This is a genomic window from Nocardioides zhouii (genome assembly GCF_004137345.1).
GTDB lineage: Bacteria > Actinomycetota > Actinomycetes > Propionibacteriales > Nocardioidaceae > Nocardioides > Nocardioides zhouii.
The window spans coordinates 22,632-47,556 of sequence record NZ_SDWV01000007.1 but is presented as its reverse complement, the minus strand read 5'-3'; the positions used below and the strand labels follow the sequence as shown (position 1 = coordinate 47,556).

Here is a 24,925-nt window from a genome sequence, read left to right as displayed (position 1 = left end):
GGCGACATCGCCCGTACGCTTCCCCGGTGAGCGAGCACCCCCAGGTCGACGGCGTCGACCCCGAGGACCTCGCCGCGACGCTCCGGGTGCTGGCGGCGCTGCACCACCTGCCCGGCGACCACCCCGACCACGTCACGGTCAAGCGGGCGGCCTCGCACATGTACAAGTCGATCAAGGCCGAGCGGAAGCTGGCCGCGCGCGCCGCGGAGCTGGCCCACGACCGCGAGATCATCGAGCGCACCGCGACCGGGTCGGCGATGCGCATCGACGACGAGACCGCCGGCATCCCGCTGGTGTCGACCACTGTCGGCGCGTTCGCCGGCGAGCTGGCGGTCGCGCGCGGCTGCTACATCTGCAAGCAGGACTTCACCCTGGTCGACGCGTTCTACCACTGGCTCTGCCCCGCCTGCGCGGCCACGAGCCACGCCAAGCGCGACCAGCGCACCGACCTCACCGGCAAGCGCGCGCTGCTCACCGGCGGGCGCGCCAAGATCGGGATGTACATCGCACTCCGTCTGCTCCGCGACGGCGCGCACACCACGATCACCACCCGGTTCCCCAAGGACGCCGTCCGCCGCTTCTCCTCACTGCCGGACGCGGCGGACTGGATCGACCGGCTCAAGATCGTCGGCATCGACCTGCGCGACCCGACCCAGGTGATCTCGCTCGCCGACGACGTCTCGGCGTCCGGTCCGCTCGACATCCTCATCAACAACGCGTGCCAGACCGTACGTCGCACGCCCGGCGCGTACGCCCCGCTGGTCGACGCCGAGCAGCAGCCGCTCCCGTCGGGGATCGCCCTGCCCGAGCTGGTGACGTTCGACCACATCTCCGAGGCGCACCCGGCCGCGATCGCCGGAGCGCTCACCGACACCGCGGTCGCGCACCACGTCGGCGAGACCGCCGAGCAGGCCCTCGCAGCCCACAACGCGGCGACCCTGACCGCGCTCGCGCTCAAGGCCGGGCACGCCTCGCTCGACGCACACCTCGCCGGCACGGCCGTCGACGCCGGCGGCCTGCTGCCGGACATGCAGGTCAACAACTCGTGGACCCAGACCGTCGGCGAGGTCGACCCGCTGGAGCTCCTCGAGGTGCAGCTGTGCAACTCGATCGCCCCGTTCCTGCTGGTCTCCCGGCTCCGGCCGGCGCTCGCCGCAGCGGCCACATCGGCGGCCTCCGGCAGGGCGTACGTCGTCAATGTCTCGGCGATGGAGGGCCAGTTCTCGCGGCGCTACAAGGGCCCTGGGCACCCGCACACCAACATGGCCAAGGCCGCGCTCAACATGATGACCCGCACCTCGTCGGGCGAGCTGTTCGAGACGGACAAGATCCTGATGACGGCCGTCGACACCGGCTGGATCACCGACGAGCGGCCGCACCACGAGAAGCTGCGGATCGCCGCCGAGGGCTGGCACGCGCCCCTCGACCTCGTCGACGGCGCGGCCCGGGTGTACGACCCGATCGTGCTCGGCGAGGCCGGCACGGACCTCTTCGGCTGCTTCGTGAAGGACTACCAGCCGTCCCCCTGGTGACCTGACAGACTCGGCGCCATGAGCGATCTCGAGAGCGCCGAGGACTTCCACGCACGCGTCGCCGCCGCGACCGACGACGAGGGCCGGCTGCCCGTCGCGATCGAGCTGATGCCGGGGTGGGACATCTTCCCGTTCGAGCTCGAGGGCCTGCGGATCAAGCCGCTCGAGCCGCTGCTGGACGAGGAGCCCGCCCGCCGCGGCGAGGACCCGGCCGAGTGCCCGTGCGCCCAGCCCACCTCGGCCGAGCAGGAGGCCCGGGTGGTGTGGAGCAACGAGCGGTGGGTCGTCTCCGACGCCGGGATGAAGCTCCCGGTCACGCTCATCCTGAAGCCGCGCGCCCACCACGACCTGGCCGATCTCCCCGACGACCTCGCCTCGGAGATGGGCCGGCTGATGGTCGCGATCACCGCGGCCATCGAGTCGCTGCCGAGCGTGGGTCGCTGCCACGTCGGGCGCTACGGCGACGGCGGTGCGCACCTGCACCCGTTCTTCTTCGGTCGCCCGGCCCGCATGGGCCAGCTCCGCGGCTCGTGCGTCCTGGACTGGGAGGAGAACCTTCCCGACATCCCCGACGACGTACGTCGCGCCAACGCCGCTCACGTCGGGCGTCTCCTGGTCGAGCGCCTCGGCGGGTCCGGCCCGGCGTGGGAGTCCTGAACGGCGTGGAGGTCACCGTCCGTCCCGCCACCCGCGCCGACGTCGACTTCCTGACGACCGTGGTGATCGAGGCGACGTTGCACCAGGGGCGACTGCCCGACGACTTCGACGAGGTCGACTACCGCGCCGGCTTCGGCGCGTGGACCGCCGAGCAGGTCGACGGCGACGGCGCCGGGTCGTCGATCTCGGTGGTGGAGGTCGACGGTGAGCCCGCGGGCCGCCTGCGCGTCGTACGCCGGGGCGGGCTCGTCGAGATCGCCGGGCTGCAGCTGCTTCCCGACCACCAGTCCCGCGGGGTCGGACGGACCATCGTCGAGGGCGTCGTCGCCTCGGCCCGCGCGGACGGGCTGCCGGTCGAGCTCGGCGTGGAGAAGGACAACCCGCGCGCCCGCGCTTTCTGGGAGTCGTGCGGCTTCGCGTACGTCGGCGAGGACGAGACGGAGCACCGGCTTCGACTGGCCACCTAGGCTCTCGTCATGGAGCTGATCCTGCTGTTGGTGGTCCTGGGTGTCGTCGGCGCCGTCGCGGTCGTCATGTCACGTCGCACCAAGGAGCGTGAGCTCCAGCGACGCGAGGACGAGCTCGCCCCGGTGAAGAAGCTCGCCTTCGAGGACATCACCGCGTTCGGTGTCGACCTGCAGGAGCTCGACTACGAGATGAGCGGCCACGACCTGGATGCCGGCGCCAACGCCGACTACCAGCGCGCACTCGACACGTACGAGTCGGCCAAGACCGCGGGTGACTCCATCACGAAGCCCGAGGACATCCGCCACATCACCTCGATCGTCGAGGACGGTCGGTACGCCGTCGCGTGCGTGCGCGCCCGGGTCGAAGGACGACCGCTGCCCACCCGACGGCCGCCGTGCTTCTTCGACCCCCGCCACGGACCGTCCGTCGCCGACGTCCTCTTCGTCCCGCCGGACGGCGTCGAGCGTGACGTCCCCGCCTGCGCCCTCGACGTCGAGCGCGTCAACGCCGGCGCCGAGCCCGACGTCCGCAAGGTGATGGTCGGCGCGCAGCGCGTCCCCTACTACCAGGGCGGCCGCGCCTACGAGCCGTACGCCGCCGGCTACTTCGGCGCCTTCGGCCCCATGTCGTGGATGTTCATGGGCGGGATGATGTTCGGCGACTTCGGTGGCGGCTACGACGGCGGTGGTGACGGGGGCGACGACTCCGGCGACGGTGGCGGATCCGACGGTGGTGACAGCGGCGGGTACGACGGTGGTGGCGATGGTGGGGGCTTCGATGGCGGCGGGTTCGACGGCGGCGGCGGATTCGACTTCGGCGGCTTCTGAGCACTGAGGGCTATGCCCAGAGCACGCGGCCTGGTTCTACTGCTTGCAGTTGGACTGGTGAGTACGCAACGCGGCGGGCATTGGCGGCGAAAGGACGCACTCTCGCGGCCGACCCGTAGTTCTTCCACCCTCTAGGATTGCGGTAAGTTGGCGGGTGGTGCCCTGACCCCCGCACCTTTGTATCGACGCACGCGCTAGCGGTGTTCGTCAGCGAGGTGTCGGCAGTGCGACCGGTGGCCTCTCACTCAGCTCAGAGGTCCTCGCGCAGTGGAGCGATCAACTCCCCATCAGGACATGCTGGCCGGGTGGGGTTCTGGCGGAACTCGGGGAAGGAGCGACGATCTCTACAACCAAGGGCAATCAACCCGCGTCCCGGGGTGGTCACGACACGTCCCTCGATGTGAATGACCGTCATCTGGCGGAGATCGAGGTCGAGCGTCTCGCAGCCGTGCGTCGTTACGACATCCTCGACACGCCGCGCGACGGCGCCTTCGACCGGATCACGGAATTGGCGTCGAGTTTATTCGGCGTGCCGATCTCGATCGTGAGCATCGTCGACACCGACCGGATCTGGTTCAAGTCCCATCACGGCGTCGACGCCGCAGAGACCTCCCGCGACCCAGGGCTCTGCGCTTCGGCGATCCTGGCGGATGACATCTACGTGGTCGAGGACGCACAGGCCGACCCGCGCACTCTCGCCAACCCGTTGGTCGCAGGCGCTATGGGTCTGCAGTTCTACGCCGGCCAGCCGCTCATCACCGCTGAGGGACATCGGCTAGGCACCCTGTGCATCATCGACCGTCAGCCACGCCAGCTCAGCGTGCAAGAAGCAGTAACGCTCCGGACGCTTGCCGCCACCGTGATGGACTCACTCGAGCTGCGCCTCGCCGCGATTCGGGTCGTGCGACTGGAGGAAGAGCGGCGGCACGAGGTTGAAGCAGCCGCCGAACACTACCGGAAGCTAGCCGAGCAGCTCGAGCAGGGGATGGAGAGCAGCCGCCAGATCGGCAAGGCACTGGGACTGATGATGGCGCAGTACAAGCTCGACGATGCGGCGGCGTTCGAGAAGCTCACTGGCCACTCCCAAGACCTCAACATCAAGTTGCGGCAGATGGCCCAGGACATCGTGGCGCACCACAATCAAGGCAATGCGACCGTCACTGAGCCGGCGCCCCAGGCGAGCTAGCTCAACGCGCCGACATGTCCCTGGGCCGGACTCGAACGCACGGGCGACCACGAAGATCACCCACGCGCACATGCCTCATGCCTCATGCCTGACGCTCCGCCGTACGCACACTGGCCGCCTCACAACGTTGGCAGTTGTCACGACTGAGCGACAACGGGCGCACAGACGGATCCCACGATCGATTCCGGGTACGGTCACTTCAGGTGGCAACGCATTCATGAATGCTCGTTGCCCCAGGATCGGGTGGTCGAGAGAACGGACACCCGGACCCCCTGAGAGGGGGCACGAGACACCATCACCACCCCCGGCGGGTTTCGTCGGGGGTGGTTTGTCTATCGGGCGTTTAACGAGCGGTACTCGGCCCGCACCTCGATCCGGCGTCAGGACTCCGGCAGCTCGCGGGTCTCTGCGATGTCAGTGTCGGATGTTGACGAGCTCGCGGTCGACGTGGGACGAGACCTGGCGCAAGTCCGGCCCGACAAGCGGCGCTGTCCAGCGCCTCGTTGACACGTCGCGTCTTCGGATGCAACACCCGCCGGCAGTCACCTTCATAGCCTCGGCGAGGGCTCCTATTTGCGTCGGTGAAACCTGAGGTCGCCGTTGGGGAGGCGTTCGGTGCGGTAGGCGGGGTCGTGGACCCGATGGTGATGATGGCCGCAGAGAAGCTCACCGTCGTCGAGGTCGGTGCGGCCGCCCTGGCTCCAGGGCTTGCCCCGGTGGTGGGCCTCGCACCAGGCGCCGGGGACGTCGCAGCCCTCTCCGCGGCAGGTCTTGTCGCGCACGAGCAAGGCCCTGCGCTGCGGCCAGTTGAAGAAGCGCCGGGTGCGGCCCAGGTCGAGCGGCAGGCTGTCACCGCCGAGGACCGCGGGAAGGATGTTGGCGGTGCACGCGAGCCGTCGCGCCTGGGCGGCAGTGATCCGGTCGCCAGTGAGGTCGTCGCCGGGGACGAGACCGGCGCCGATGAGGTCGCCTGCGGCGAGATCGGACAGGAGCGCGGCGAGCGGGATGGTGACGATCAGGGTCGTGGCGTCGCCGCCGTGGAGCGGGAGACGGTTCGGGTTGACGGCCTCGAGGAACAGGCTGAACGCCTGGCCCAGCCGCTTCGGGTACGCCGACCGGGCCACCGGGTCGCCTCCACTGGTCTTCTTCTGGAGGCGGGGGTTGGCGAAGGCTTCGAGGTAGGTCGCGAACCGCGTGCCGACAGCGTCCGGTACCCGCCCGGAGATCCGGGTGGTTCCGTCGCCGAGGCGACGCAACGTGAGCCGGGTCCGGCCCGCAGCATTCGCTTCGAGGTCGGCCAGCCGGGCCGCCTCGACGGCCTCGGCGATCTCGGGTGCGACCACGTCGAGAATCCGGCGTCCGATCCGGCCGAGCTCCTTCGGCCCGAACTCGCCCGCCTTCTCCACGAGGTGGGACTCCGCACGCGCCACGGTGTCGCTGTCCACCGACGCGGGAAGCGCCGAGACAGCCCGGTGGATCACGTGCGCCTGCGCCAAGGTCACCGAGCCCTCGCGCATCGCCGCAGCAACGCTCGTACGGTCCTGGACCAAAGCGGAGGCCAAGCCCAGGTCGGCGCGGGCGTCGGCGAACCGCGTCCGGGTCACCTGCGCGAGCCAACCGGCAGCATCCTTCGCAGCGGTCTCGTGCGCGAGGTCGCCGGCATCGGCCAGGATCCGCAGCCGCAGCTCCGCGAGCTGCGACTCCGCGCGGATCAGGTCGATCAGCGCCACAGCCTTGTCGGCGGTCGACATGAAGGTCGGGTTCACCCCCGACACCGACTTGAGCGAGGACCGGACGTCGGACACGGCTGCCACGATCGGATGCGTCGCCACATCGGTCACGGTCGGCCTCCTCTCGACGACGGGGTCTGCACGCGCTCGCGTGCCTGACAACGGTCGTCGCTCCTGGAGGCCCGGTGACCGGGCTATTACTTACCCTCGCAACTCGTCCTCATCACAACCGGGAAAGCGCACCGCCTGAAGTGGTGGCCCGGAAGCTCGTGGACGTACGTCCATCCTACCGCCGAAAGACACTATCCGTCAAGGTGTTCGATCCCCTGTGGACGGGTGTCATCGAGGGTGAGGGCGGCGCCGTTGATGCACCACCGCTGGCCGGTAGGCCGAGGACCGTCGCCGAACACGTGCCCGAGGTGGCCACCACACGTGGCGCAGGTCGCCTCGCGGCGCGGGATCAGCAGCTTGAAGTCGGTGTGGATCGACACCGCATCGCGGGTCGCCGCATCCGAAAAGCTGGGCCAGCCCGTCCTCGAGTCGAACTGGTCCCCTGCCCGGAACAGCTCGGCCTCGCAGCCGGCGCACCGGTAGATCCCGTCGGAGCCGGGCGACGGGTGGGCGTACGGACTGCTCCCCGGGGCTTCCGTGCCCGCCTGACGGAGCACGCGGTAGGCCTCCGGCTCCAGGCGCGCCCGCCACTCCGCGTCCGTACGCACCACCGGTGGCTGAGGTCGGGAGCGCCGCTTGAACATGGGACGAGCCTACGGACCGAAGCGAGCCGATCTCAGGAGGCAGCCGCACCCGCGATGTTCACGAGCCAGCTGATCCCGAAGCGGTCGACGAACATCCCGAACTCGTCGCCCCAGGGGGCGGCCTCGAGCGGCTGGCGTACGTCGCCGCCCTCGGCGAGCGCAGCGAACCAGCCACGCAGCTCGTCGGCGTCCTCGGGCCCGCCGGACAGGCTCACCGAGACGTTGTCGCCGAAGGTGACCTGCACCATCTCCGGCGGCGCGTCTGCGCCCATCAGCACGAGACCGCCCGGCGCCTGGAGCTGGCCGTGCATGACCTGGTCGGCCAGCGGCCCCTCGGTGCCCATGTCGCCGAACGTCATCACGCTGAGCTCGCCACCGAGGACCGAGTGGTAGAACTCCATCGCCTCGCGCGCCTTGGCGTCGGGGAAGTTGAGGTAGGGGTTGAGGTTGATCGACATCGTCGGCTCCCGTGGCTCGGTGTTGTCGACCCAACCTAGTGACTCCTGCCGCGGTCGCGGAAGAAGTGGCCGCGGCAGCCGCGAGGCAGGATCCCGTCCGACGCGGATCACCGGTCCGCCCCGATCACGCCGTCGACGTCCCTCCGTACGGTGTCACGCATGTTCCCTCCCCAGGGATCTGTGGTGCGCCTTCGACGTAACCACGCGTGATCCTCGGAGTCCACCTCCTTGATAGGGGTGGACAGCGCCCGGACGGCACGCGTGGGTCAGTCGGTGCCGCTGTGACCCCTGAGGACCCCTAAGGACCCCTCATCGTGAAGGACGTCGCTACGGCACCTCGACGCTCGCGGTCTTGCCCCGGAGCTGGACCTCGATGTCGCCGGGAGACGTCCAGTCGATGCCCACCTCGAGGCGGCCGGTGCTCGACGTCGTCCCGGAGAAGCAGGGCAGGACCGTGTCGTCCTCGTAGCTGCAGCCTTCCGTGTCGATCACCCCGTCGACGAGTGTCCGCACGAGCACCAGCTCATTCGGCGGAAGTCCCGTCGCGAGAATGCGCACCTTGTCGCAGCGCGGCTCGTACGGCGTGCAGTTGCCCACGACCTCGAGCGTGAGCGTGTCCGGGCCAGTGCTCGCCGGCGCTTCGTCGCTCCCGTTCAGCACCGGGATCAGCGCGAGCGCGCCCACCAGCACGGCAGCTGCTCCTGCGACCCACCACGTACGCCGGCGGTCGAGCCCGGCGAGCCGGTCGCGCCAGGACGCCGGCGACGACTCCGTCGGGGCGACCGGAACGGCGCCGGCGAGCGGGACGACGGTGTCCTCGGCGACCACGTGGCGATCCCCGTCAGGGCGAGGAGGGGAAGGCGGGTCGATGGGTTCGGGCGCCGCGGCGGCCGCCTCGATCCGGGGGACGAAAGTGTCGTCGACGGTCGGACCGTTGCCGGACGACGAGGCGGGCAGCAGGTAGGTGAGATCGGGCGGCACGACCACCAGGTCCTCGGCACTCCCCCCGGGCGCGAAGTCGACGATGACGGTCGACTCCTCGGGTTCGTCGACGCGGAGGAGCGCGGCCCTGAACTCCCCCGCGGTCTGGTACCGATCGTCGGGGCTCTTGGCGAGCGCGCGCGCCAGCACGCGGTTCAGCGCGTCAGCGCCCTCGGGGATCTGCGGCACGGGGTTGTAGAGGTGGCCCATCGCCACCTTGACGTCGGTGCCGACCCAGGGCGCCCGACCCTGCAGGCACGCGTAGAGCACGCAGCCCAGGCTGTACACATCAGAGGCGGCAGTGGCCGGCAACCCTTCGTGGCGCTCCGGCGCCATGTAGCCCAGCGTCCCGATGACGCCCACGGTCTTGGTGTGCTCGCTGCCTTCGGCGAACGCGATGCCGAAGTCGCAGATCACCGCGCGCAGGCCGCCCGGACGCTGCTGCAGCAGGACGTTGGACGGCTTGATGTCGCGATGGAGGAATCCCGCCTCGTGGGCGTCGGCCAGCCCCTCGGCCACCTGCGCCAGCACCGAGATCGACTCCTCCTGCGACAGGGCGCCGTGCTCATGGATCCAGTCGCCGAGGTCGCCGTCGGGATACAGCTTGGTGGCGATGTAGAGCCAGCCCTCGTGCTCACCCGCGTCGAAGACCGGCACGATCATCGGCGAGTCCACGGCCGCCAGTGCCTGCGCCTCGCGGATGAAGCGGTTGCGCAGTGCCTCGTTGTCCAGCAGGTCCATCGACAACAGCTTGAGCGCCACCGATCGCTGCAGGTCGCGGTGGGTCGCCTCGTACACCACGCCCATCCCGCCGCGACCGATCCGCCGCTTCAGGTCGTACCGACCGAACGTCGCACCCTCGCCGGGCAGACCCGCCATCCCACGCCCCCTTGACCACGCCCAGCCCGACCTCGTCGGCTGCGCTCCAGCGGAACGCTAACGACGGAGTGGCCGACGGGCACGCGATTCGGGGCGTACCTACCGGAACCGGGGAGGCGTCAGTCGGTGCCGCTGTGACCCCTGAGGAGGTCACCGAAGGGCGTCACATCGGACTCCACCTGCGTGCCGGACGTACGCCGGGGGCGGGCGGCGAGGTCGGGAGCGAACCCACCGACGCCGTAGTCGCCCTGGCTCAGCACTGCCGCGGCGAGCTCGGAGGCGGCCCGGGTGATCCGGTCGGAGAGCCCGTGGCTGCCGAAGTCCTCGGTGGCCGCGAACACCCCGGTCGGTACGACGACCGCGCGGAGGTAGGCGAAGAGCGGGCGCATCGCGTGGTCGAGCACCAGCGAGTGCCGGGCCGTGCCGGCGGTCGCGGCGATCAGCACCGGCGTACCGGTGAGGCCGTCGGGGTCGAGGGCGTCGAAGAACATCTTGAACAGCCCGCTGTACGCGGCGTTGAAGACCGGCGTCACGGCGACCAGGCCGTCGGCCGCGGCGACCTGCTCGCGCAGCCGGGTGATCCGCGGGGTTGGGATGCCGCCCGTGGTCATGAAGGTCGCCAGCTCGCTCGCGACCTCGCGCAGCTCGACGAACTCGACGTCGACCGACTCGCCGCGCGCGGTGACCTGAGCCGAGGTGGCCTCGGCGATCTGGTCGGCGAGCAGCCGGGTGGACGACGGGACGGTCAGTCCCGCCGTCACCACGACGATGTTCCGCGTCATGCCTTCGCCAGCTCCTCGGCCCGCGCGCGGGCCGGCTCGACGAGGTGGTGCGGGGCGTCAGGGCCGGCGGCAACGAGCGAGGCGTGGGTCGGCGGGTCGCTCGGCACGTGGGCCGGACGGCGGCGCTCGAACTCCTTGCGAAGCACGGGCACGACCTCGGTGCCGAGCATCTCCACCTGCTCCAGGACCAGCGACTCGGGCAGGCCGGCGTGGTCGACGAGGAAGAGCTGGCGCTGGTAGTCACCGACGTAGTCGGCGAAGCCGAGCGTGCGCTCGATGACCTGCTCGGGCGTGCCGACGGTCAGCGGCGTCATCTCGCTGAAGTCCTCCAGCGACGGGCCGTGGCCGTAGACCGGCGCGTTGTCGAAGTAGGGCCGGAAGACCCGCTTGGCCTCGGCCTCGGACGATGCCATGAAGACCTGCCCGCCGAGTCCGACGATCGCCTGGTCCGCGGCGCCGTGGCCGTAGTGCTCGAAGCGGCGGCGGTAGAGCTTCACCATGGCCTCGGTGTGCTCCTTGTTCCAGAAGATGTGGTTGTGGAAGAAGCCGTCGCCGTAGTAGGCCGCCTGCTCGGCGATCTCGCTGCTGCGGATCGAACCGTGCCACACGAACGGCGGCGTGCCGTCGAGCGGCGCGGGCGTCGAGGTGTAGCCCTGCAGCGGCGTACGGAACTGGCCCTGCCAGTTGACCTGCGGCTCGCGCCAGAGCTTGCGGAGGAGGTGGTAGTTCTCGACCGCGAGCTTGATGCCGTCGCGGATGTCCTTGCCAAACCAGGGGTAGACCGGGCCGGTGTTGCCGCGGCCCATCATCAGGTCGACGCGGCCGCCGGACAGGTGCTGGAGGAACGCGTAGTCCTCGGCGATCTTCACCGGGTCGTTGGTGGTGATCAGCGTGGTGCTCGTGGAGAGCAGCAGCTTCTCGGTCTTCGCCGCGATGTACGCCAGGTGGGTGGTCGGGGACGACACGACGAAGGGCGGGTTGTGGTGCTCACCGGTCGCGAAGACGTCGAGGCCGACCTCTTCGGACTTCAGCGCGATCTTCGTCATGAGCTCGATGCGCTCGGCCTCCGACACCGTGCGACCCGTGGTGGGGTCCTCGGTGACGTCGCCGACGCTGAAGATGCCGAACTGCATGGTGTTCCTCCCAGATGCACAGTGGTTGAAGTTTGTATTATCTCCAACGAGGCTGGAGGCTGCAGTATTCCGCGGAATCGCCGGGCACCGTTACGGCGTTGGGACGGTGTCCGGGCGCACGCTCGGAGGAGAGACCCGCTCGAGAGGAGCGACGATGACCGACTTCACCCCCTTCGACCAGATCCCATTCGAACAGTTGCTGCGCGGACACGCGGGGCTGCTCGGGGACAGCGACCACGACCGCTGGGTGCGGGCCCAGGCGCTCTTCGACGAGCGCGCCTACCGCGAGGCGGCGGTGCTGCTGACCGAGCTGCTCGATGCCGCCGATGCGTCCGACGACGTACGCCACGAGCTCACCGACGTACGCCTCCTGCTGGCGCGCTCGCTCTACCACTCCGCCCAGCTCAACGGGGCGATCCGGGTCGCGACCGAGCTGCTCGAGCACGACCCCAACGAGCCGTACGCCCACCTCCTGGTGGGGCGGTCCCTGCAGCGGCAGGGTCGTCGCGACGAGGCCCAACCGCACCTCCGGCTGGCTGAGCTGCTCGGCGGGTACCGAGCCTGAGCGCCATGACCCGGGTGCCGTACGACGTCCGCTGGCACGCCACCGGCACCACCAGCAAGCGAGCGCTCGAGCTCCATGCCGCCGCCCACCTCGGGGTGACGGCGGACGTCGTGAACAGCGGGCGCCTGTGTCTGCAGTGTGGTTCATCGCGGCACGGACGCCCGTGGCTGCGCGCCTACGGGGTCGCGCACCACGTGTCGCTGTCGCGCTCCGGTGCTCATCTGGTCACCGTCCTGGCCTACGCGCCCGTCGGGATCGACGTCGAGTCGGTCGCCGACGTGGCGCGCCGCTGGGACGCGAGCCTCGTCCTCGCTCCCGGCGAGGACCCGGCCACCGACGAGGACCGGGCGCGCGCCTGGTCGCGCAAGGAAGCGGTGCTCAAGCAGCGCGGCACGGGTCTGGCGACCCCGATGATCGAGGTCGTGCTGGCCGACGAGCAGTGGCACGACCTGGACGCCCCTGACGGCTACGTCGCCGCGATCAGCTGGGGAGCGCCGGGAGCGGGAGCTCCCTGAGCCACGAGTCGAACAGGTCGGCGCGCGGCTCGCCCGTGACCTCCTCGACGACAGCCTCGAAGTCCGCCGTGGTCGCGTTGCCGCCACCGAACCGCTCGACCCACTGGCGCAGCACGTCGAAGAACGGCTCGTCGCCGACGGTGGTGCGCAGGGCGTGCAGGGTGAGTGCGCCGCGCTTGTAGACCCGGTCGTCGAACATCAGCGCCGGGCCGGGGTCGGCGAGCAGCAGGTCCTGGTCGAGATCGGAGAGCTTGCCGTGGTGGTGCTCGGCCTGCTCCGCGGCGCTCTCGCGACCGGACTCCTCCGACCACAGCCACTCGGCGTAGCAGGCGAAGCCCTCGTGCAGCCAGATGTCGTTCCACTCGGTCAACGTCACCGCGTTGCCGAACCACTGGTGGGCCAGCTCGTGGGCGACGAGGCGGACCGCGTCCCAGTCGGCGGAGGCGAAGTTGCGGCCGAACGTCGAGAGCGACTGCGACTCCAGCGGGATCTCGAGCGGGTCGTCGGTCACCACCACGGTGTAGGCGTCGAACGGGTAGTCGCCGAAGACCGTCTCGAAGTAGGCCATCATCTCCGGCTGCTCGCCGAACGACGCGTCGTACCCCTCGCCCGCGAGGTCGGACGGCGCGACCACGACGATGCCGTGCTCCAGGTCGCGCACCTCGTAGCGACCGATCTGCACGGTCGCGAGGTAGGTGGCCATCGGGTGGGTCATTTCCCACGTCCAATCGGTGACCGAGCCGCGGCGACGCTGGTCGGTCAACCGGCCGCACATGGCGACGTAGTAGTCGGACGGCGCGGCCAGCGTGACGGCGTACGTCGCCTTGTTGCTGGGGCGGTCGTTGCACGGGAACCAGGTCGGAGCTCCGTGCGGCTGGGCCGCGACGATCACACCGTCGGTCAGCTCCTCCCAGCCGGCGTCGTCGAGGTGGCGCGCCTTGAGGGTGCTCGGCGAGCCGGCGTACTTCACGCGCAGCTCGAACTGCTGCCCGGCCGCGAGCCCGGCGGTGATCTTCAGCCGTGAGCCCCGGTGCGAGTAGCGCACCGGCTTGCCGTCGAGCAGCACCCTGCTGACGCGGAGGTGGGCGAGGTCGAGGGTGACGCTGGTGGTGCCCGTACGCGCGAGGCATGCCAGCTCTGCGTCTCCGTCCAGGCGGTTGCCGACGACCTTGTAGGCCAGGCCCAGCGAGTAGTGCGTGACGTCGAAGCTGTCGTCCCCGTGGTCGGGGATGTAGGGCTCGTCGCTCATGGTGCCTCCCAGGGGCCGATCGGGTTGCCGATCCAGCAGGTGCGGGAGGGGACGCCCTCGCCGCGCATCACGAGAGAAACCGGGCCCACGGTTGCGTGCCGACCAATCGTCGCGGCGGGAAGGATAACGCTGTTCGGCCCCAGGGTCGCACCAGCCTTGAGGGTGACGACGTCCATGCTGAGCACGCGGTCGTGGAAGAGGTGGGTCTGGACGACACACCCGCGGTTGACGGTGGCGCCGTCGTCGAGCGTGACGAGGTCGGTCTCGGGCAGCCAGTAGGAGTCGCACCACACCCCTCGTCCGATCCGGGCGCCCAGGAGGCGCAGCCATGCGTTGAGGGCGACCGTGCCGCGCGCGGGGGCCGCGAACCAGGGTGCGGCCAGGACCTCGGTGAAGGTGTCGGCGAGCTCGTTGCGCCAGACGAACGACGACCAGAGCGGGTGGTTGCCGACGCGGTGCCGGCCCACGAGGACCAGCTTGGCGGCCACGGTCACCAGGGCGGCGAGGAGCCCGGCGACGATCAGGACCGGTCCAGCGAGCAGCACCGCTGCGAGCGGGTGGGCTCCGAGCAGCGCGAGCAGGACGACCGCAACGCCGAGGTGGAGGACGAGCAGCAGGAGGAGCGGGAACACGCGCAGCGTCTCCACGATCCCGCGGGCGATCTTCAGGCGGGTGGCCGGGGAGTAGGTGCGGGTGTCGTCGGAGTCACCCGCCGTACGACGCAGGCGGGTCGGCGGACTCCCGACCCAGCTCGAGCCCGCCTTCGCGACCTGCCGCGCGGGCGCGGCGGAGAGCACGGCGACCAGCGACTCCTTCGGGACCTTGCGGCCCGGAGCCGCCATGCCGGAGTTGCCGACGAAGGCCCGCTTGCCGATCTTGACGTGGTCGACGCGGATCCATCCGCCACCCAGCTCGTAGCAGCCGACCAGGGTGTCGTCGGCCAGGAACGCGTGCTCGCCGACGGTGGTGAACTTCGGGATGAGCAGGACCGTCGAGGCCTCCACGCCGGGTCCGACCGTGGCACCGAGCATCCGCAGCCAGGTCGGGGTCAGCGCGCTGGCGTACAGCGGGAACAGCCAGGTGCGCGCCTCGTCGAGGACCCGGAGGGTGCTCCAGATCCGTACGCCGGTCCCCGAGCGGACCCTGTGGACACCGGCCTCCATCCCGGCGCCGAGGAGCCGGACCAGGGCACAGATCATGAGGATCAGCGCGCTGTAGCCGACGAACCCGGCCAGCGGCAGCCACGGGATCCCACGTCGCACGGCGTCCCCCAGTCCGTCGGCGTCCCGGACGACCGGCAGCACCACGAGCGCGCCGGCGAGGACCGCGAGGGCCGGCAACGCGGCGATGAGCACGGCCATCACGCCGTAGAGGCCGAGCCAGGCCTGCTCGGCAGTGGCCGTCCGGCCGGTCGGTGCTCCCTGCCAGGGTCCCCGCGCCTCCGCGCGGCTCTGCTGTGCGGGCGAGCCCGCCCAGAACTCGCCGGCGGGGACCGTGCCCTCGACCAGCGAGCCCGGTGCGACCTCCGCGTCCTTCCCGATGACGGCGCCGGGGCTGAGCGTGCACCGGGCACCGATGCGCGACCGGGCACCGACCGCGATGGGACCGACGTGGATCACGTCGCCGTCGATCCAGTGCCCGGCGAGGTCGACCTCGGGCTCGATCGCGGCGCCGTTGCCCACGGTGAGCAGCCCGGTGACCGGCGGCAGGGTGTGCAGGTCGGCGCCCTTGCCGATGGTGTTGCCGAGCAGCCGGGCGTAGTAGGGGAACCACGGGGCGCCGGCGAGCGAAGTCGCGGCGAGCTCGTCCTGGATCTGTTCGGCGAGCCAGATCCGGAGGTGGATCCTCCCTCCGCGCGGGTGCTCCCCCGGCGTGAGCGGCCGGAGCACGAGGCGGGCCAGGAGCGCGGCGAGCGTCATGCGTCCTGGCGGCACGAGGAAGAACCAGGTGGTCAGCACGAGCACCCAGGCGGGCGCCTGCGGGAGGCCGTCGAGGTCCAGCAGTGGTCCGGCGACGGCCGACCCGAGGAGCAGCCAGCTCAGCCAGCGGAGGCCGGCGAGCGTACGCAGCGGAACGAGGCTGAGCAGCTGGCCGACCTGGCTCTTCAGCGGGAGCGGCCGGACGTCGCGGTTCGCGGCGCCCTGGCTGCCGGCCAGCGCGGACAGCGCGTCGACGAGGGCAGCGATCGTCGGGTGGGCGTACACGTCGCCGACCACCACCTCGGGGTAGCGCTCGCGGATCCGGCTGACGACCTGCGCGGCGGTGAGCGAGCCGCCGCCGAACGCGAAGAAGTCGTCCTCCGGCGTGGTGACATCGGCGCCGAGCACGTCCGCCCAGATGTCGGCGACCCACCGCTGCGTCTCGTTGAGCCCGACAGTGGGCCTCGCGACCGTGGGCAGCGGCCACGGGAGGGCGTCCCGGTCGACCTTCCCGCTCGTGCGGGTCGGGAGGGACGCGACCACGGCCAGCCGGGGCACGAGGGCTGCTGGCAGCCGGCCCCGGAGCAGCTCCTGGGCCGTCACGGCGTCGTACGAGTCGTCGACGGTGAGGTAGCCGACGAGCAGCGTGTTGCCGCTCTTCGTGGACCGGACGGCGGCTGCCGCCTGGTGCACGCCCGGCAGGCGCAGCAGCTGCTCGTCGATCTCGCCGAGCTCGATGCGGCGGCCCCCGAGCTTGATCTGGTCGTCGGCCCGGCCGGTGAAGACCAGTCCGAGCGGATCGTTGCGGACCACGTCGCCGGAGCGGTAGGCGCGCTCCCACCCGAGGCTGGGCATGGGGGCGTACTTCTCGGCGTCCTTCTCGGGGTCGAGGTAGCGCGCGAGGCCGACGCCTCCGATGATCAGCTCCCCGCTCTCGCCCTCGGCCACCGGTTCGCCGTGGGAATCGACGACGGCCAGGTCCCAGCCGTCGAGCGGCAGACCGATCCGGACCGGGTCCGAGCCGTCGAGCAGTGCGCCGCAGGCGACGACCGTGGCCTCAGTCGGCCCGTACGTGTTCCACACCTCGCGTCCCGGCCGCTGCAACCGCTGGGCCAGCTCGGGCGGGCACGCCTCACCGCCCATGATCAGCAGCCGGACGTCGTCGAGGCTCGCCGCGGGCCACAGCGCCACCAGCGTCGGCACGGTCGAGACCACGGTGATCGAGTTGGCGACGAGCCACGGTCCGACGTCGACTCCGCTGCGCACCAGCGACCTCGGCGCCGGGACCAGGCAGGCGCCGTGGGCCCAGGCCAGCCACATCTCCTCGCAGCTCGCGTCGAAGGCGACCGAGAGTCCGGCCATCACCCGGTCGCCCGGGCCGATGGGCTCCTCGGCCAGGAAGAGCCGCGACTCGGCGTCGACGAACGCCGCCGCGTTGCGGTGGGTGACCGCGACACCCTTGGGCCTGCCGGTCGACCCGCTGGTGAAGATCACCCACGCGTCGTCGCCGATCGACGGACCGGCGTGGTCGGGGTGGTCGGCGTGGTCGACGTGGTCGGCGCTCGGCAGGTCGGCAGGCGTACGTGCCTCGATGCGCAGGTCGTTGCCGATCACGGCCACCGCCCCGGACTCCTCGAACACCACGCGGGCGCGCTCGTCGGGATCATCCGCGTCGACCGGCACGTAGGCGGCACCCGCGCAGAGGATGCCGAGGATGGCGACGTAGAGGTCGGTGGTGCCGGACGGGATGCGAATGCCGACCTTGTCGCCGACGCGCACACCCACCTCGTGGAGCTCGGCGGCCACCCGGTCGGCGGCCTCCGCCAGCTCGGCGTACGTCAGCAGGGCGACGCCGCTGTCGACCGCCGGGCTCTGCGGCGCGAAGTCGACGACCTCACGGAAGATGTCGACCAGTGTCCGGGGGGCGGGCGCTCGCCCGCTCGCGAGCAGGGCGGTCAGCAGGGTCGGCACGCGCGCATTGTGGGGCATCCCGGTGTCCAGCAGGTGTCGGGGACGGACCACGGACGAAGGCTGCATGAACAGTGGCCGATGGAGGGCCGTACGGCTTCGCGCGAGGTGCCCGGACGCGCATCCTGAAGGCGTGACCAGCTACGGCGACACTGACGGTCCGCTCGCCATCGCCCACCGCGGTGGCATGGGGCTTGCTCCCGAGAACACCCTGGCGGCGTTCGGCCGGGCCACCGCACTCGGCCTGACCCACCTCGAGACCGACGTGCACACGACCCGCGACGGCCACGTCGTCTGCTTCCACGATGCCGACCTGCGCCGGGTGACCGGACAACGGGGCCGGGTCAGCGACCTCGACCTCGCCGACCTGCGGAGGCTCCGGGTGCACGGCACCGAGCGGATCCCGACGCTGGCCGAGGCGATGGGAACCTTCGCCCAGGCGAGGTTCGCGATCGACCTCAAGGACGAGGCCTCCATCGACTCGATGGCCCGGCTGCTCACGGCCAACCCCCGCTGGGCGGAGCGGGTGCTCGTCGCAGGGGCGTGGAGCCGGTGGCTGAGCCGACTGCAGGACGAGGCGCCGGGCGTCACCACCGCGCTGGGCTGGCGCTCGCTCACCACCCTGATCGCCTGCTCGAAGGGGCGCGTACGCCCGCTCGGCGTGCGGGCGACCGGCAGCTCGGGCGGCGCCTTCGCGCACGTGCCCATGCGGCTGGGGCGGATGCCGATCCACTCCGCGCGGGTCATCGCCCGTGCCCACGACCTCGGCATCCGGGTCGTGGTGTGGACGGTGGACGACCCGGCCACCATGCGCACCCTGCTCGACGCCGGCGTCGACGGGATCATCACCGACCGGCCGGACGTGCTGCGCGAGGTGCTGGTCAGCCGGGGCGAGTGGACCCGCCCCGACGTCGTACGCCCCTCGCCGGTGGCGTGAGGCTGCCCGGCCGATGCGGGTTCAGGCGTTCTCGAGGACCTCGACGCGGACACCGTGGGTGACCGCCCAGAGCACGGCCTGGCTGCGGCTCTGCACGCCGATCTTCCGGTAGGCGCTGCGGATGTAGGACTTCACCGAGTTGAGCGAGATCCGCATCTCGCGGGCGATCTCGTCGTTGCTGCGACCGGTGGCGATGAGGGCGAGCGTCTCGCGCTCGCGGGCGGTGAGCATGTCGACCTCGCTCGGCACGGCCATGCCCTGCGCACCCGGGCCCGGCAGCGGCGGGGCGACGACAGCCTGGCCCTCGTGGATCGAGCGCAGCGCGCGACCGAGCTGGGCGGCCGTGAGGCTCTTGCCGAGGTAGCCCGCGACGCCGTTGACGAGCACCTCGTCGACGAGTCCCGGGTGGTGGTTCCAGGTGAAGACGGCGACCCGGTGGATGAATGGGTCGGCGGCGGCGCGCGCGAGCGTGGTGTCGTCGAGCGAGGTGCCGTACGTCTCGACGAGCGCGATGTCGATCGGCGCCCGCATGCGGTCCTTGACGCTGCCGAGCTCGAACCCGCCCAGGGTCCGGAGCATGCTCTCGAGTCCTCGGCGGACGAGCTCGTCGCCCCCGAGCATGGCTACGCGGATGATCATGTGCGTCCTGACAGTCCTGAGGAAGAGGAGCGCACGGTAGTGCGTCCTCGACGTCCCCCCGGACCGTCGTTCGTCACTGTAGGACTGGACCAGACCAGATCGCCTTCACCGTCGGCCGGTTGAGCGTGAATCGGGTAGCAAACTCCACCCCCAGGGGTGGGCGCGGCGGGTTCAACGACTTTGAATACATACCCCCTAGGGGTATGGTGGAGGCATGAGCGACCAGCACGGACACCTCGAAGGCAACGACGCCGCCGTCCAGGCCCACCTCAAGCGACTGCGCCGGATCGAGGGGCAGGTGCGCGGCATCCAGCGGATGGTCGAGGAGGAGAAGTACTGCATCGACATCCTCACCCAGGTGTCCGCGGCCACGAAGGCCCTGCAGGCCCTCGCGCTGTCGCTGCTCGACGACCACATGGCCCACTGCCTCGTCGACGCCGCCCGCCAGGGCGGCGCGGAGCAGGAGCAGAAGCTCAAGGAAGCCTCCGAGGCCATCGCGCGCCTCGTGAAGTCCTGACCCATCCCCACGCCCGAGGAGCCACCATGACCACCAGCACCTACACCGTCACCGGGATGACCTGCGGCCACTGCGCCGCCTCGGTCACCGAGGAGATCTCCGAGATCGCCGGCGTCGAGCACGTCGACGTCGTCGTCGAGACCGGAGCCGTCACCGTCACCAGCGCCGCCCCCCTCGACCCCGCCGCCGTCCGGGCCGCCGTCGAGGAAGCCGGCTACGCGATCGCATGAGTACGCCGTTGCGGGTGGCCGCGTTCGTCACCGCCCTCGTCGCCGCCTTCGCGGTGGCGTGGGGCGCGGGCCAGGCCGTCGGACCGATCGACACCGAGCCGGTCGCTGCCCACGAGGACACCGCGCACGGTGACGCGGCGGAGCACGGCGATGCGCACGGCGCGACGACGGCCGCCGATGTCGGTGGCCTCACCGCACGCGCCGACGGCTTCACCCTGGCGCTGGCCGACCGCGAGGTGGCCGCCGGACGCACTCGGCTCGACTTCCAGGTCCTCACGTCCAGCGGTCGGCCGCTGCTCGACTACACGCGCGAGCACGACAAGGACCTGCACCTCATCGTCGTACGCCGCGACCTCACCGGCTTCCAGCACGTGCACACGGTCCTCGACCCGGAGAGCGGGACCTGGTCCGTCGACGTCCGCCTGACGCCGGGTGTGTGGCGCGTGGTCGCCGACTTCACGCCCGAGGGCTGGGAGGGCATCACGCTCGCCGACGACCTCGCGGTCGTGGGCGACTTCACCCCGCAACCGCTGCCGAGCGACACCCGGACGGCGACGCTCGCGACCGACGAGGGCACGTACACCGTGACTCTCGAGGGCGACACCGCGCCGGGCGCGGCGACCGTGCTGACCACCCGCATCGAGCTCGACGGCGAGCCGGTGACCGACCTCGAGCCCTACCTCGGCGCCTTCGGCCACCTCGTCGCGATCCGCGCCGGCGACCTGGGCTACCTCCACGTCCACCCCGAGGAGGGCGAGCCCGGTCCCGCGATCGACTTCGCCACCGCGTTCCCCGAGCCGGCGACGTACGGGCTCTTCCTGGACTTCCAGCACCGCGGCACCGTCCGTACGGCCGCGTTCACCGTCGAGTCCGGCGGAGCACCCTCGGGCGACCACGCCGAAGGAGGCGACCATGAGCACTGACGTCGAGCTCGCCATCACCGGCATGACCTGCGCGTCGTGCGCGAACCGCATCGAGCGCAAGCTCAACAAGCTCGACGGCGTCACGGCGACGGTCAACTACTCGACCGAGAAGGCCAAGGTGTCCTACCCCGACACCGTCTCGACCGATGACCTGCTGAAGACCGTCGAGGCCGCGGGGTACGCCGCCGCGCTGCCGACGCCGCCTTCGGTCCAGGCCCCCGCTGAGCCGGAGCGGGACCCGCTGCTCCAGCGGCTGCTGGTCAGCACCCTGCTCAGCATCCCCGTCGTCGCGCTCGCGATGGTGCCGGCGTGGCAGTTCACCTACTGGCAGTGGGCCTCGCTCGCGCTCGCCGCACCTGTCGTGGTCTGGGGTGCGCTGCCCTTCCACCGGGCCGCCTGGACCAACCTGCGCCACGGCGCGACGACCATGGACACCCTCGTCTCGGTCGGCGTGCTGGCAGCCTTCGGCTGGTCGCTGTGGGCGCTCTTCCTCGGCACCGCCGGTGAGCCCGGCATGACCCACCCGTTCCGGATCTCGATCGACCGCACCGACGGCGCGGGCAACATCTACCTCGAGGCCGCGGCCGGCGTGACCACGTTCCTGCTCGCCGGCCGGTGGCTCGAGCACCGCTCGAAGCGCCAGTCCGGAGCGGCCCTGCGGGCGCTCCTCGAGCTGGGGGTCCGGGACGCGGGCGTGCTGCGCGACGACGCTTCTGGTGGGCGGAGCGAGGTGCGCGTCCCGATCGACCAGCTGGTCGTCGGCGACGAGTTCGTCGTACGCCCCGGGGAGAAGGTCGCCACGGACGGCGAGGTCCTCGAGGGGACGTCCGCCGTCGACGCCTCAATGCTCACCGGCGAGTCCGTGCCCGTCGAGGTCCGTCCCGGCGACCTCGTCGTCGGCGCGACGGTCAACGCCGGCGGGCGGCTGGTGGTGCGCGCGACGCGGGTCGGCGCCGACACGCAGCTCGCCCAGATGGCGCGACTCGTCGAGGACGCGCAGAACGGCAAGGCGGAGGTCCAGCGCCTCGCCGACCGGGTGTCCGGGGTGTTCGTGCCCGTCGTGATCGGCCTGGCCGTCGCGACGCTCGGCTTCTGGCTCGGCGCCGGCGGCGGGGCGACGGCTGCCTTCACGGCCGCGGTCTCGGTGCTGATCATCGCCTGCCCGTGTGCCTTGGGGCTGGCGACGCCGACGGCGCTCATGGTCGGCACGGGCCGCGGCGCGCAGCTCGGCATCCTGATCAAGGGCCCCAAGGTGCTCGAGTCGACCCGCCGCGTGGACACGATCGTGCTCGACAAGACCGGCACGGTGACCACGGGCGAGATGGCCGTCCACGACGTGGTGGCCGCCGACGGCGAGTCCGTCGACGACGTACGCCGTCTGGCCGCCGCCCTCGAGTCCGCGTCCGAGCACCCGATCGGCCGGGCCATCGCCGCGATGTCTGAGGACACCATGAACGTGATCCACCTCGGAATCCGTTCACCGCGTCCTCAGGTATCGGGGGTCGAGGACTTCGCCAACGTCGCGGGCCTCGGGGTGCAGGGCATCGTCGAGGGCCACGCCGTCGTCGTCGGACGACCCCGGCTCCTGGCGGACTGGTCGCAGCACCTCGACGCGTCGTTGGCCGCCGCGGTCGACCGCGCGCACGGCGAAGGACGTACGCCCGTCGCGGTCGGCTGGGACGGCAAGGCGCGCGGCGTCATCGTCGTGGGCGACACGGTCAAGCCGTCGTCGGCGGAGGCCATCGCCCGGCTGCGCGACCTCGGGCTCACGCCGATCCTGCTGACCGGCGACAACGAGGCCGCCGCCCGCTCCGTCGCCGCCCAGGTCGGGATCGAGACGGTCGTGGCCGACGTGCTCCCGGCCGAGAAGGTGGCAGAGGTGCAGCGGCTGCAGGCGGCCGGCAAGGTCGTCGCGATGGTCGGCGACGGCGTCAACGACGCCGCCGCGCTGGCGCAGGCCGACCTCGGCCTGGCGATGGGCACCGGCACGGACGTGGCGATCGAGGCCAGCGACCTGACGCTCGTACGCGGCGACCTGCTCGTCGCCGTCGACGCGATCCGGCTCTCACGCCGCACCCTCGGCACGATCAAGGGCAACCTGTTCTGGGCCTTCGCCTACAACGTCGCCGCCCTGCCCCTCGCCGCCACCGGCCTGCTCAACCCGATGCTCGCCGGTGCCGCGATGGCGTTCTCGAGCGTCTTCGTGGTGACCAACAGCCTGCGGCTGCGGGGCTTCCGCTCCTCCATCTGACATCCCGCTCGGGCGGTGGTCCAGCCACCTTTTCAAGCTGTCGAAATGTGGGTGGACCACCGCTCGCAGCGCTGAAAGACTCGCTCGGGTGAGCCGCCACCGGCGCTGGGTTCGTAGGCTCCCCGGCATGGGACTCATCGACATGCTCAAGCCGGGCCGCTCCGAGACGAAGAAGACGCGCGCCGCGCTCGACGCCGCCAATGACGTCGACCCCGACCCCGGTGCGATCGACAAGCTCGTCGCAATGCTGGTCGACACGGGGCTCGAGGGGCGCGGACCGCTGAGCTCGGCGCGCGAGCTGGCCGACGGGGCGCTCGCCAAGACCCACGGCGACCGCGAGCAGGCGATCAACCGGCTCGCCCGCTCGACGATGGTCACCGGCAGCATCGGTGGCTTCGTCACCGGGCTCGGCGGCTTCGTCACGATGCCGGTTGCGCTGCCGGTCAACGTCGCGGAGTTCTACGTCCAGGCCGTGCGGATGGTCGGCGGCATCGCGACGCTCCGGGGGTACGACATCGCCGAGCCGCGGGTGCGTACGGCCGTCCTCCTCACGCTCGTCGGCTCGGACTCCGACGAGGTGCTCAAGAAAGCCGGGATGGCGACCGCCGGCAGCCGCGTCACGTCGTACGCCCTCAAGGGCCTGCCGCCCGCGGCGCTGATGGTGGTCAACAAGGCCGTCGGCTTCCGCCTGATGCGCGGGGTGAGCGAAAAGGTGCTCTCCCGCTTCGGCCGCGGCATCCCCGTGGCCGGCGGGCTCGTCGGAGGCGGCATCGACGGCTTCATGATGAAGAAGATCGCCGACCATGCGATGACGGAGTTCCCCGCCGTGCAGTGACCGGGCACTTCGTGCCGGTCATGAAGACCGACCGGGCAGTTCGTGCCCGTCCGCCGATGAGGACGGGCACGAAGCACGCGATCGCGTCGTCGTTCAGCGTCAACGGCGCGGACGCCCGCCTGCGCCTGGTCGTCCAGGGGCTCGACGAGGCCTGGGAGGCGGAGAACTTCAGCACCCCCGGCCTGCTCTACAAGGCCGAGGCCGGCGGCGACTGGACCTACCGGGGCGACGACCCCGACGCGTACACCGACGTCTTCGACCAGGAGACCGGCGACGACGACCTGACGCCGTTGATCGACTTCCTCGAGTTCCTCGACACCAGCAGCGACGAGGACTTCGCCGCCGAGCTGCCCGAACGGCTCGACGTGGAGGCCTTCGCCCGCTACCTCGCGTTCGAGGAGCTCGTCGGCAACTTCGACGACATCGACGGTCCGGGCAACAACGCCTACCTCCGCTACGACGCCGAGTCCGGCGGGTTCACCGTCGTCGCGTGGGACCACAACCTCGCGTTCGGCGGGTCGCCCGGCGGCTCCGGTGGCGGCCCCGGCGGCTTCCCGGGCGAGCGCCCGGAGGGAGCGCCAGAGGGGATGCCCGAGATGCCGGACGGCGAGCGGCCGGAGGGCGGCCCCGGGGGCGCCGGCGGCGGGATGCGCGGCGGGTCCAACGCCCTCGTGGACGCCGACACCGTGCAGCAGGAGGCCGACGAAATCCGCGACGTGCTCAGCTGACCGGGCACTTCGTGCCCGTCCTGACCTCTGACCGGGCACTCGCTCGCGAGGCCGGCCTTCGCGAGCAGGTCGAGCGCCACCGCCTCGTTGAGCGCGGTCTCGGAGCCGTTCGACCGCACCACGAGCTCGGTCCAGCCGTCCAGCGCCTGGCCGTCGACGTACTCGTCGAGGCGTACGAGCCACGGCAGGTCGGTCGGGTCGGCGCCGTCGCCGACGCCGCGCAGGGAGGAGTTGCCCTTCAGCCGGATGCCCGCGTGCTCG

The 24,925-nt window shown here is 71.1% G+C and carries 23 protein-coding genes; 14 read left to right on the top strand and 9 right to left on the bottom strand.

Annotation, left to right across the window (positions count from 1 at the left end; all coding sequences use genetic code 11):
• Positions 1-26 precede the first annotated feature (26 nt).
• From EUA94_RS08670 to EUA94_RS08645, 5 genes are all read left to right on the top strand, one after another.
• Positions 27-1,532, top strand: a complete 1,506-nt coding sequence (locus tag EUA94_RS08670) for an SDR family NAD(P)-dependent oxidoreductase (RefSeq protein WP_207210465.1) — start codon at positions 27-29, stop codon at positions 1,530-1,532.
• A gap of 18 nt (positions 1,533-1,550) precedes the next feature.
• A complete protein-coding gene (locus EUA94_RS08665; RefSeq protein ID WP_129426476.1) occupies positions 1,551-2,189 on the top strand; it encodes an HIT family protein in 639 nt (212 codons plus the stop codon).
• Between the two features lie 5 nt (positions 2,190-2,194).
• Positions 2,195-2,656, top strand: coding sequence for a GNAT family N-acetyltransferase (locus tag EUA94_RS08660; RefSeq protein ID WP_165356843.1), 462 nt, complete (start codon positions 2,195-2,197; stop codon positions 2,654-2,656).
• Between the two features lie 9 nt (positions 2,657-2,665).
• Positions 2,666-3,484 (top strand): hypothetical protein, encoded by an 819-nt coding sequence (locus tag EUA94_RS08655; RefSeq protein ID WP_207210464.1) that lies wholly within the window; start codon positions 2,666-2,668, stop codon positions 3,482-3,484.
• A 400-nt stretch (positions 3,485-3,884) separates the two neighbouring features.
• The gene (locus tag EUA94_RS08645; protein ID WP_129426474.1) at positions 3,885-4,670 is read left to right on the top strand and encodes a GAF and ANTAR domain-containing protein; all 786 of its coding nucleotides are present in this window, start codon (positions 3,885-3,887) and stop codon (positions 4,668-4,670) included.
• A 569-nt stretch (positions 4,671-5,239) separates the two neighbouring features.
• Here the strand turns inward: EUA94_RS08645 and EUA94_RS08640 are convergent.
• The 6 genes from EUA94_RS08640 to EUA94_RS08615 form a co-directional block, all read right to left on the bottom strand.
• Positions 5,240-6,511 (bottom strand): HNH endonuclease signature motif containing protein, encoded by a 1,272-nt coding sequence (locus tag EUA94_RS08640; protein WP_129426473.1) that lies wholly within the window; start codon positions 6,509-6,511, stop codon positions 5,240-5,242.
• Between the two features lie 191 nt (positions 6,512-6,702).
• Complete coding sequence (gene msrB, locus EUA94_RS08635; RefSeq protein WP_129426472.1) at positions 6,703-7,155, bottom strand: peptide-methionine (R)-S-oxide reductase MsrB; 453 nt, start codon at positions 7,153-7,155, stop codon at positions 6,703-6,705.
• Between the two features lie 32 nt (positions 7,156-7,187).
• Positions 7,188-7,613 (bottom strand): VOC family protein, encoded by a 426-nt coding sequence (locus EUA94_RS08630; RefSeq protein ID WP_129426471.1) that lies wholly within the window; start codon positions 7,611-7,613, stop codon positions 7,188-7,190.
• A 327-nt stretch (positions 7,614-7,940) separates the two neighbouring features.
• Complete coding sequence (locus EUA94_RS08625; RefSeq protein ID WP_129426470.1) at positions 7,941-9,473, bottom strand: serine/threonine-protein kinase; 1,533 nt, start codon at positions 9,471-9,473, stop codon at positions 7,941-7,943.
• A 119-nt stretch (positions 9,474-9,592) separates the two neighbouring features.
• On the bottom strand, positions 9,593-10,255 hold the full coding sequence (locus EUA94_RS08620) for an FMN reductase (protein ID WP_129426469.1): 663 nt from the start codon (positions 10,253-10,255) through the stop codon (positions 9,593-9,595).
• The gene (locus EUA94_RS08615) at positions 10,252-11,388 is read right to left on the bottom strand and encodes an LLM class flavin-dependent oxidoreductase (RefSeq protein ID WP_129426468.1); all 1,137 of its coding nucleotides are present in this window, start codon (positions 11,386-11,388) and stop codon (positions 10,252-10,254) included. Before EUA94_RS08615 ends, EUA94_RS08620 begins: the two co-directional genes overlap by 4 nt.
• 154 nt (positions 11,389-11,542) lie before the next feature.
• On the opposite strand from EUA94_RS08615, the gene EUA94_RS08610 reads away from it, so the two are divergent.
• Together EUA94_RS08610 and EUA94_RS08605 are read left to right on the top strand one after the other, a co-directional pair.
• A complete protein-coding gene (locus EUA94_RS08610; protein WP_165356842.1) occupies positions 11,543-11,953 on the top strand; it encodes a tetratricopeptide repeat protein in 411 nt (136 codons plus the stop codon).
• A gap of 5 nt (positions 11,954-11,958) precedes the next feature.
• Entirely contained in the window at positions 11,959-12,468 is a 510-nt protein-coding gene (locus EUA94_RS08605) for a 4'-phosphopantetheinyl transferase family protein (RefSeq protein ID WP_129426467.1), read from the top strand.
• Here the strand turns inward: EUA94_RS08605 and EUA94_RS08600 are convergent.
• Both EUA94_RS08600 and EUA94_RS08595 read right to left on the bottom strand, forming a co-directional pair.
• The gene (locus EUA94_RS08600) at positions 12,434-13,717 is read right to left on the bottom strand and encodes a M1 family metallopeptidase (protein ID WP_129426466.1); all 1,284 of its coding nucleotides are present in this window, start codon (positions 13,715-13,717) and stop codon (positions 12,434-12,436) included. The two genes, EUA94_RS08605 and EUA94_RS08600, sit on opposite strands and share 35 nt — an antisense overlap.
• The gene (locus tag EUA94_RS08595; protein ID WP_242494750.1) at positions 13,714-17,607 is read right to left on the bottom strand and encodes a Pls/PosA family non-ribosomal peptide synthetase; all 3,894 of its coding nucleotides are present in this window, start codon (positions 17,605-17,607) and stop codon (positions 13,714-13,716) included. The genes EUA94_RS08600 and EUA94_RS08595 overlap by 4 nt, the downstream gene beginning before the upstream one ends.
• 130 nt (positions 17,608-17,737) lie before the next feature.
• On the opposite strand from EUA94_RS08595, the gene EUA94_RS08590 reads away from it, so the two are divergent.
• Complete coding sequence (locus EUA94_RS08590) at positions 17,738-18,541, top strand: glycerophosphodiester phosphodiesterase family protein (protein WP_207210463.1); 804 nt, start codon at positions 17,738-17,740, stop codon at positions 18,539-18,541.
• A gap of 21 nt (positions 18,542-18,562) precedes the next feature.
• Here the strand turns inward: EUA94_RS08590 and EUA94_RS08585 are convergent, their stop codons facing one another.
• Complete coding sequence (locus EUA94_RS08585; RefSeq protein ID WP_129426464.1) at positions 18,563-19,180, bottom strand: helix-turn-helix transcriptional regulator; 618 nt, start codon at positions 19,178-19,180, stop codon at positions 18,563-18,565.
• A 214-nt stretch (positions 19,181-19,394) separates the two neighbouring features.
• On the opposite strand from EUA94_RS08585, the gene EUA94_RS08580 reads away from it, so the two are divergent.
• The 6 genes from EUA94_RS08580 (at position 19,395) to EUA94_RS08555 (ending at position 24,664) form a co-directional block, all read left to right on the top strand.
• A complete protein-coding gene (locus EUA94_RS08580; RefSeq protein WP_129426463.1) occupies positions 19,395-19,697 on the top strand; it encodes a metal-sensitive transcriptional regulator in 303 nt (100 codons plus the stop codon).
• Positions 19,698-19,723: 26 nt separating this feature from the next.
• On the top strand, positions 19,724-19,927 hold the full coding sequence (locus EUA94_RS08575) for a heavy-metal-associated domain-containing protein (RefSeq protein ID WP_129426462.1): 204 nt from the start codon (positions 19,724-19,726) through the stop codon (positions 19,925-19,927).
• Positions 19,924-20,850, top strand: a complete 927-nt coding sequence (locus EUA94_RS08570) for a hypothetical protein (RefSeq protein ID WP_129426461.1) — start codon at positions 19,924-19,926, stop codon at positions 20,848-20,850. Before EUA94_RS08575 ends, EUA94_RS08570 begins: the two co-directional genes overlap by 4 nt.
• On the top strand, positions 20,840-23,101 hold the full coding sequence (locus EUA94_RS08565) for a heavy metal translocating P-type ATPase (protein WP_129426460.1): 2,262 nt from the start codon (positions 20,840-20,842) through the stop codon (positions 23,099-23,101). Before EUA94_RS08570 ends, EUA94_RS08565 begins: the two co-directional genes overlap by 11 nt.
• 127 nt (positions 23,102-23,228) lie before the next feature.
• On the top strand, positions 23,229-23,936 hold the full coding sequence (locus EUA94_RS08560; RefSeq protein WP_129426459.1) for an EcsC family protein: 708 nt from the start codon (positions 23,229-23,231) through the stop codon (positions 23,934-23,936).
• A gap of 56 nt (positions 23,937-23,992) precedes the next feature.
• Positions 23,993-24,664 (top strand): CotH kinase family protein, encoded by a 672-nt coding sequence (locus EUA94_RS08555; protein WP_207210462.1) that lies wholly within the window; start codon positions 23,993-23,995, stop codon positions 24,662-24,664.
• Positions 24,665-24,925: the final 261 nt, after the last annotated feature.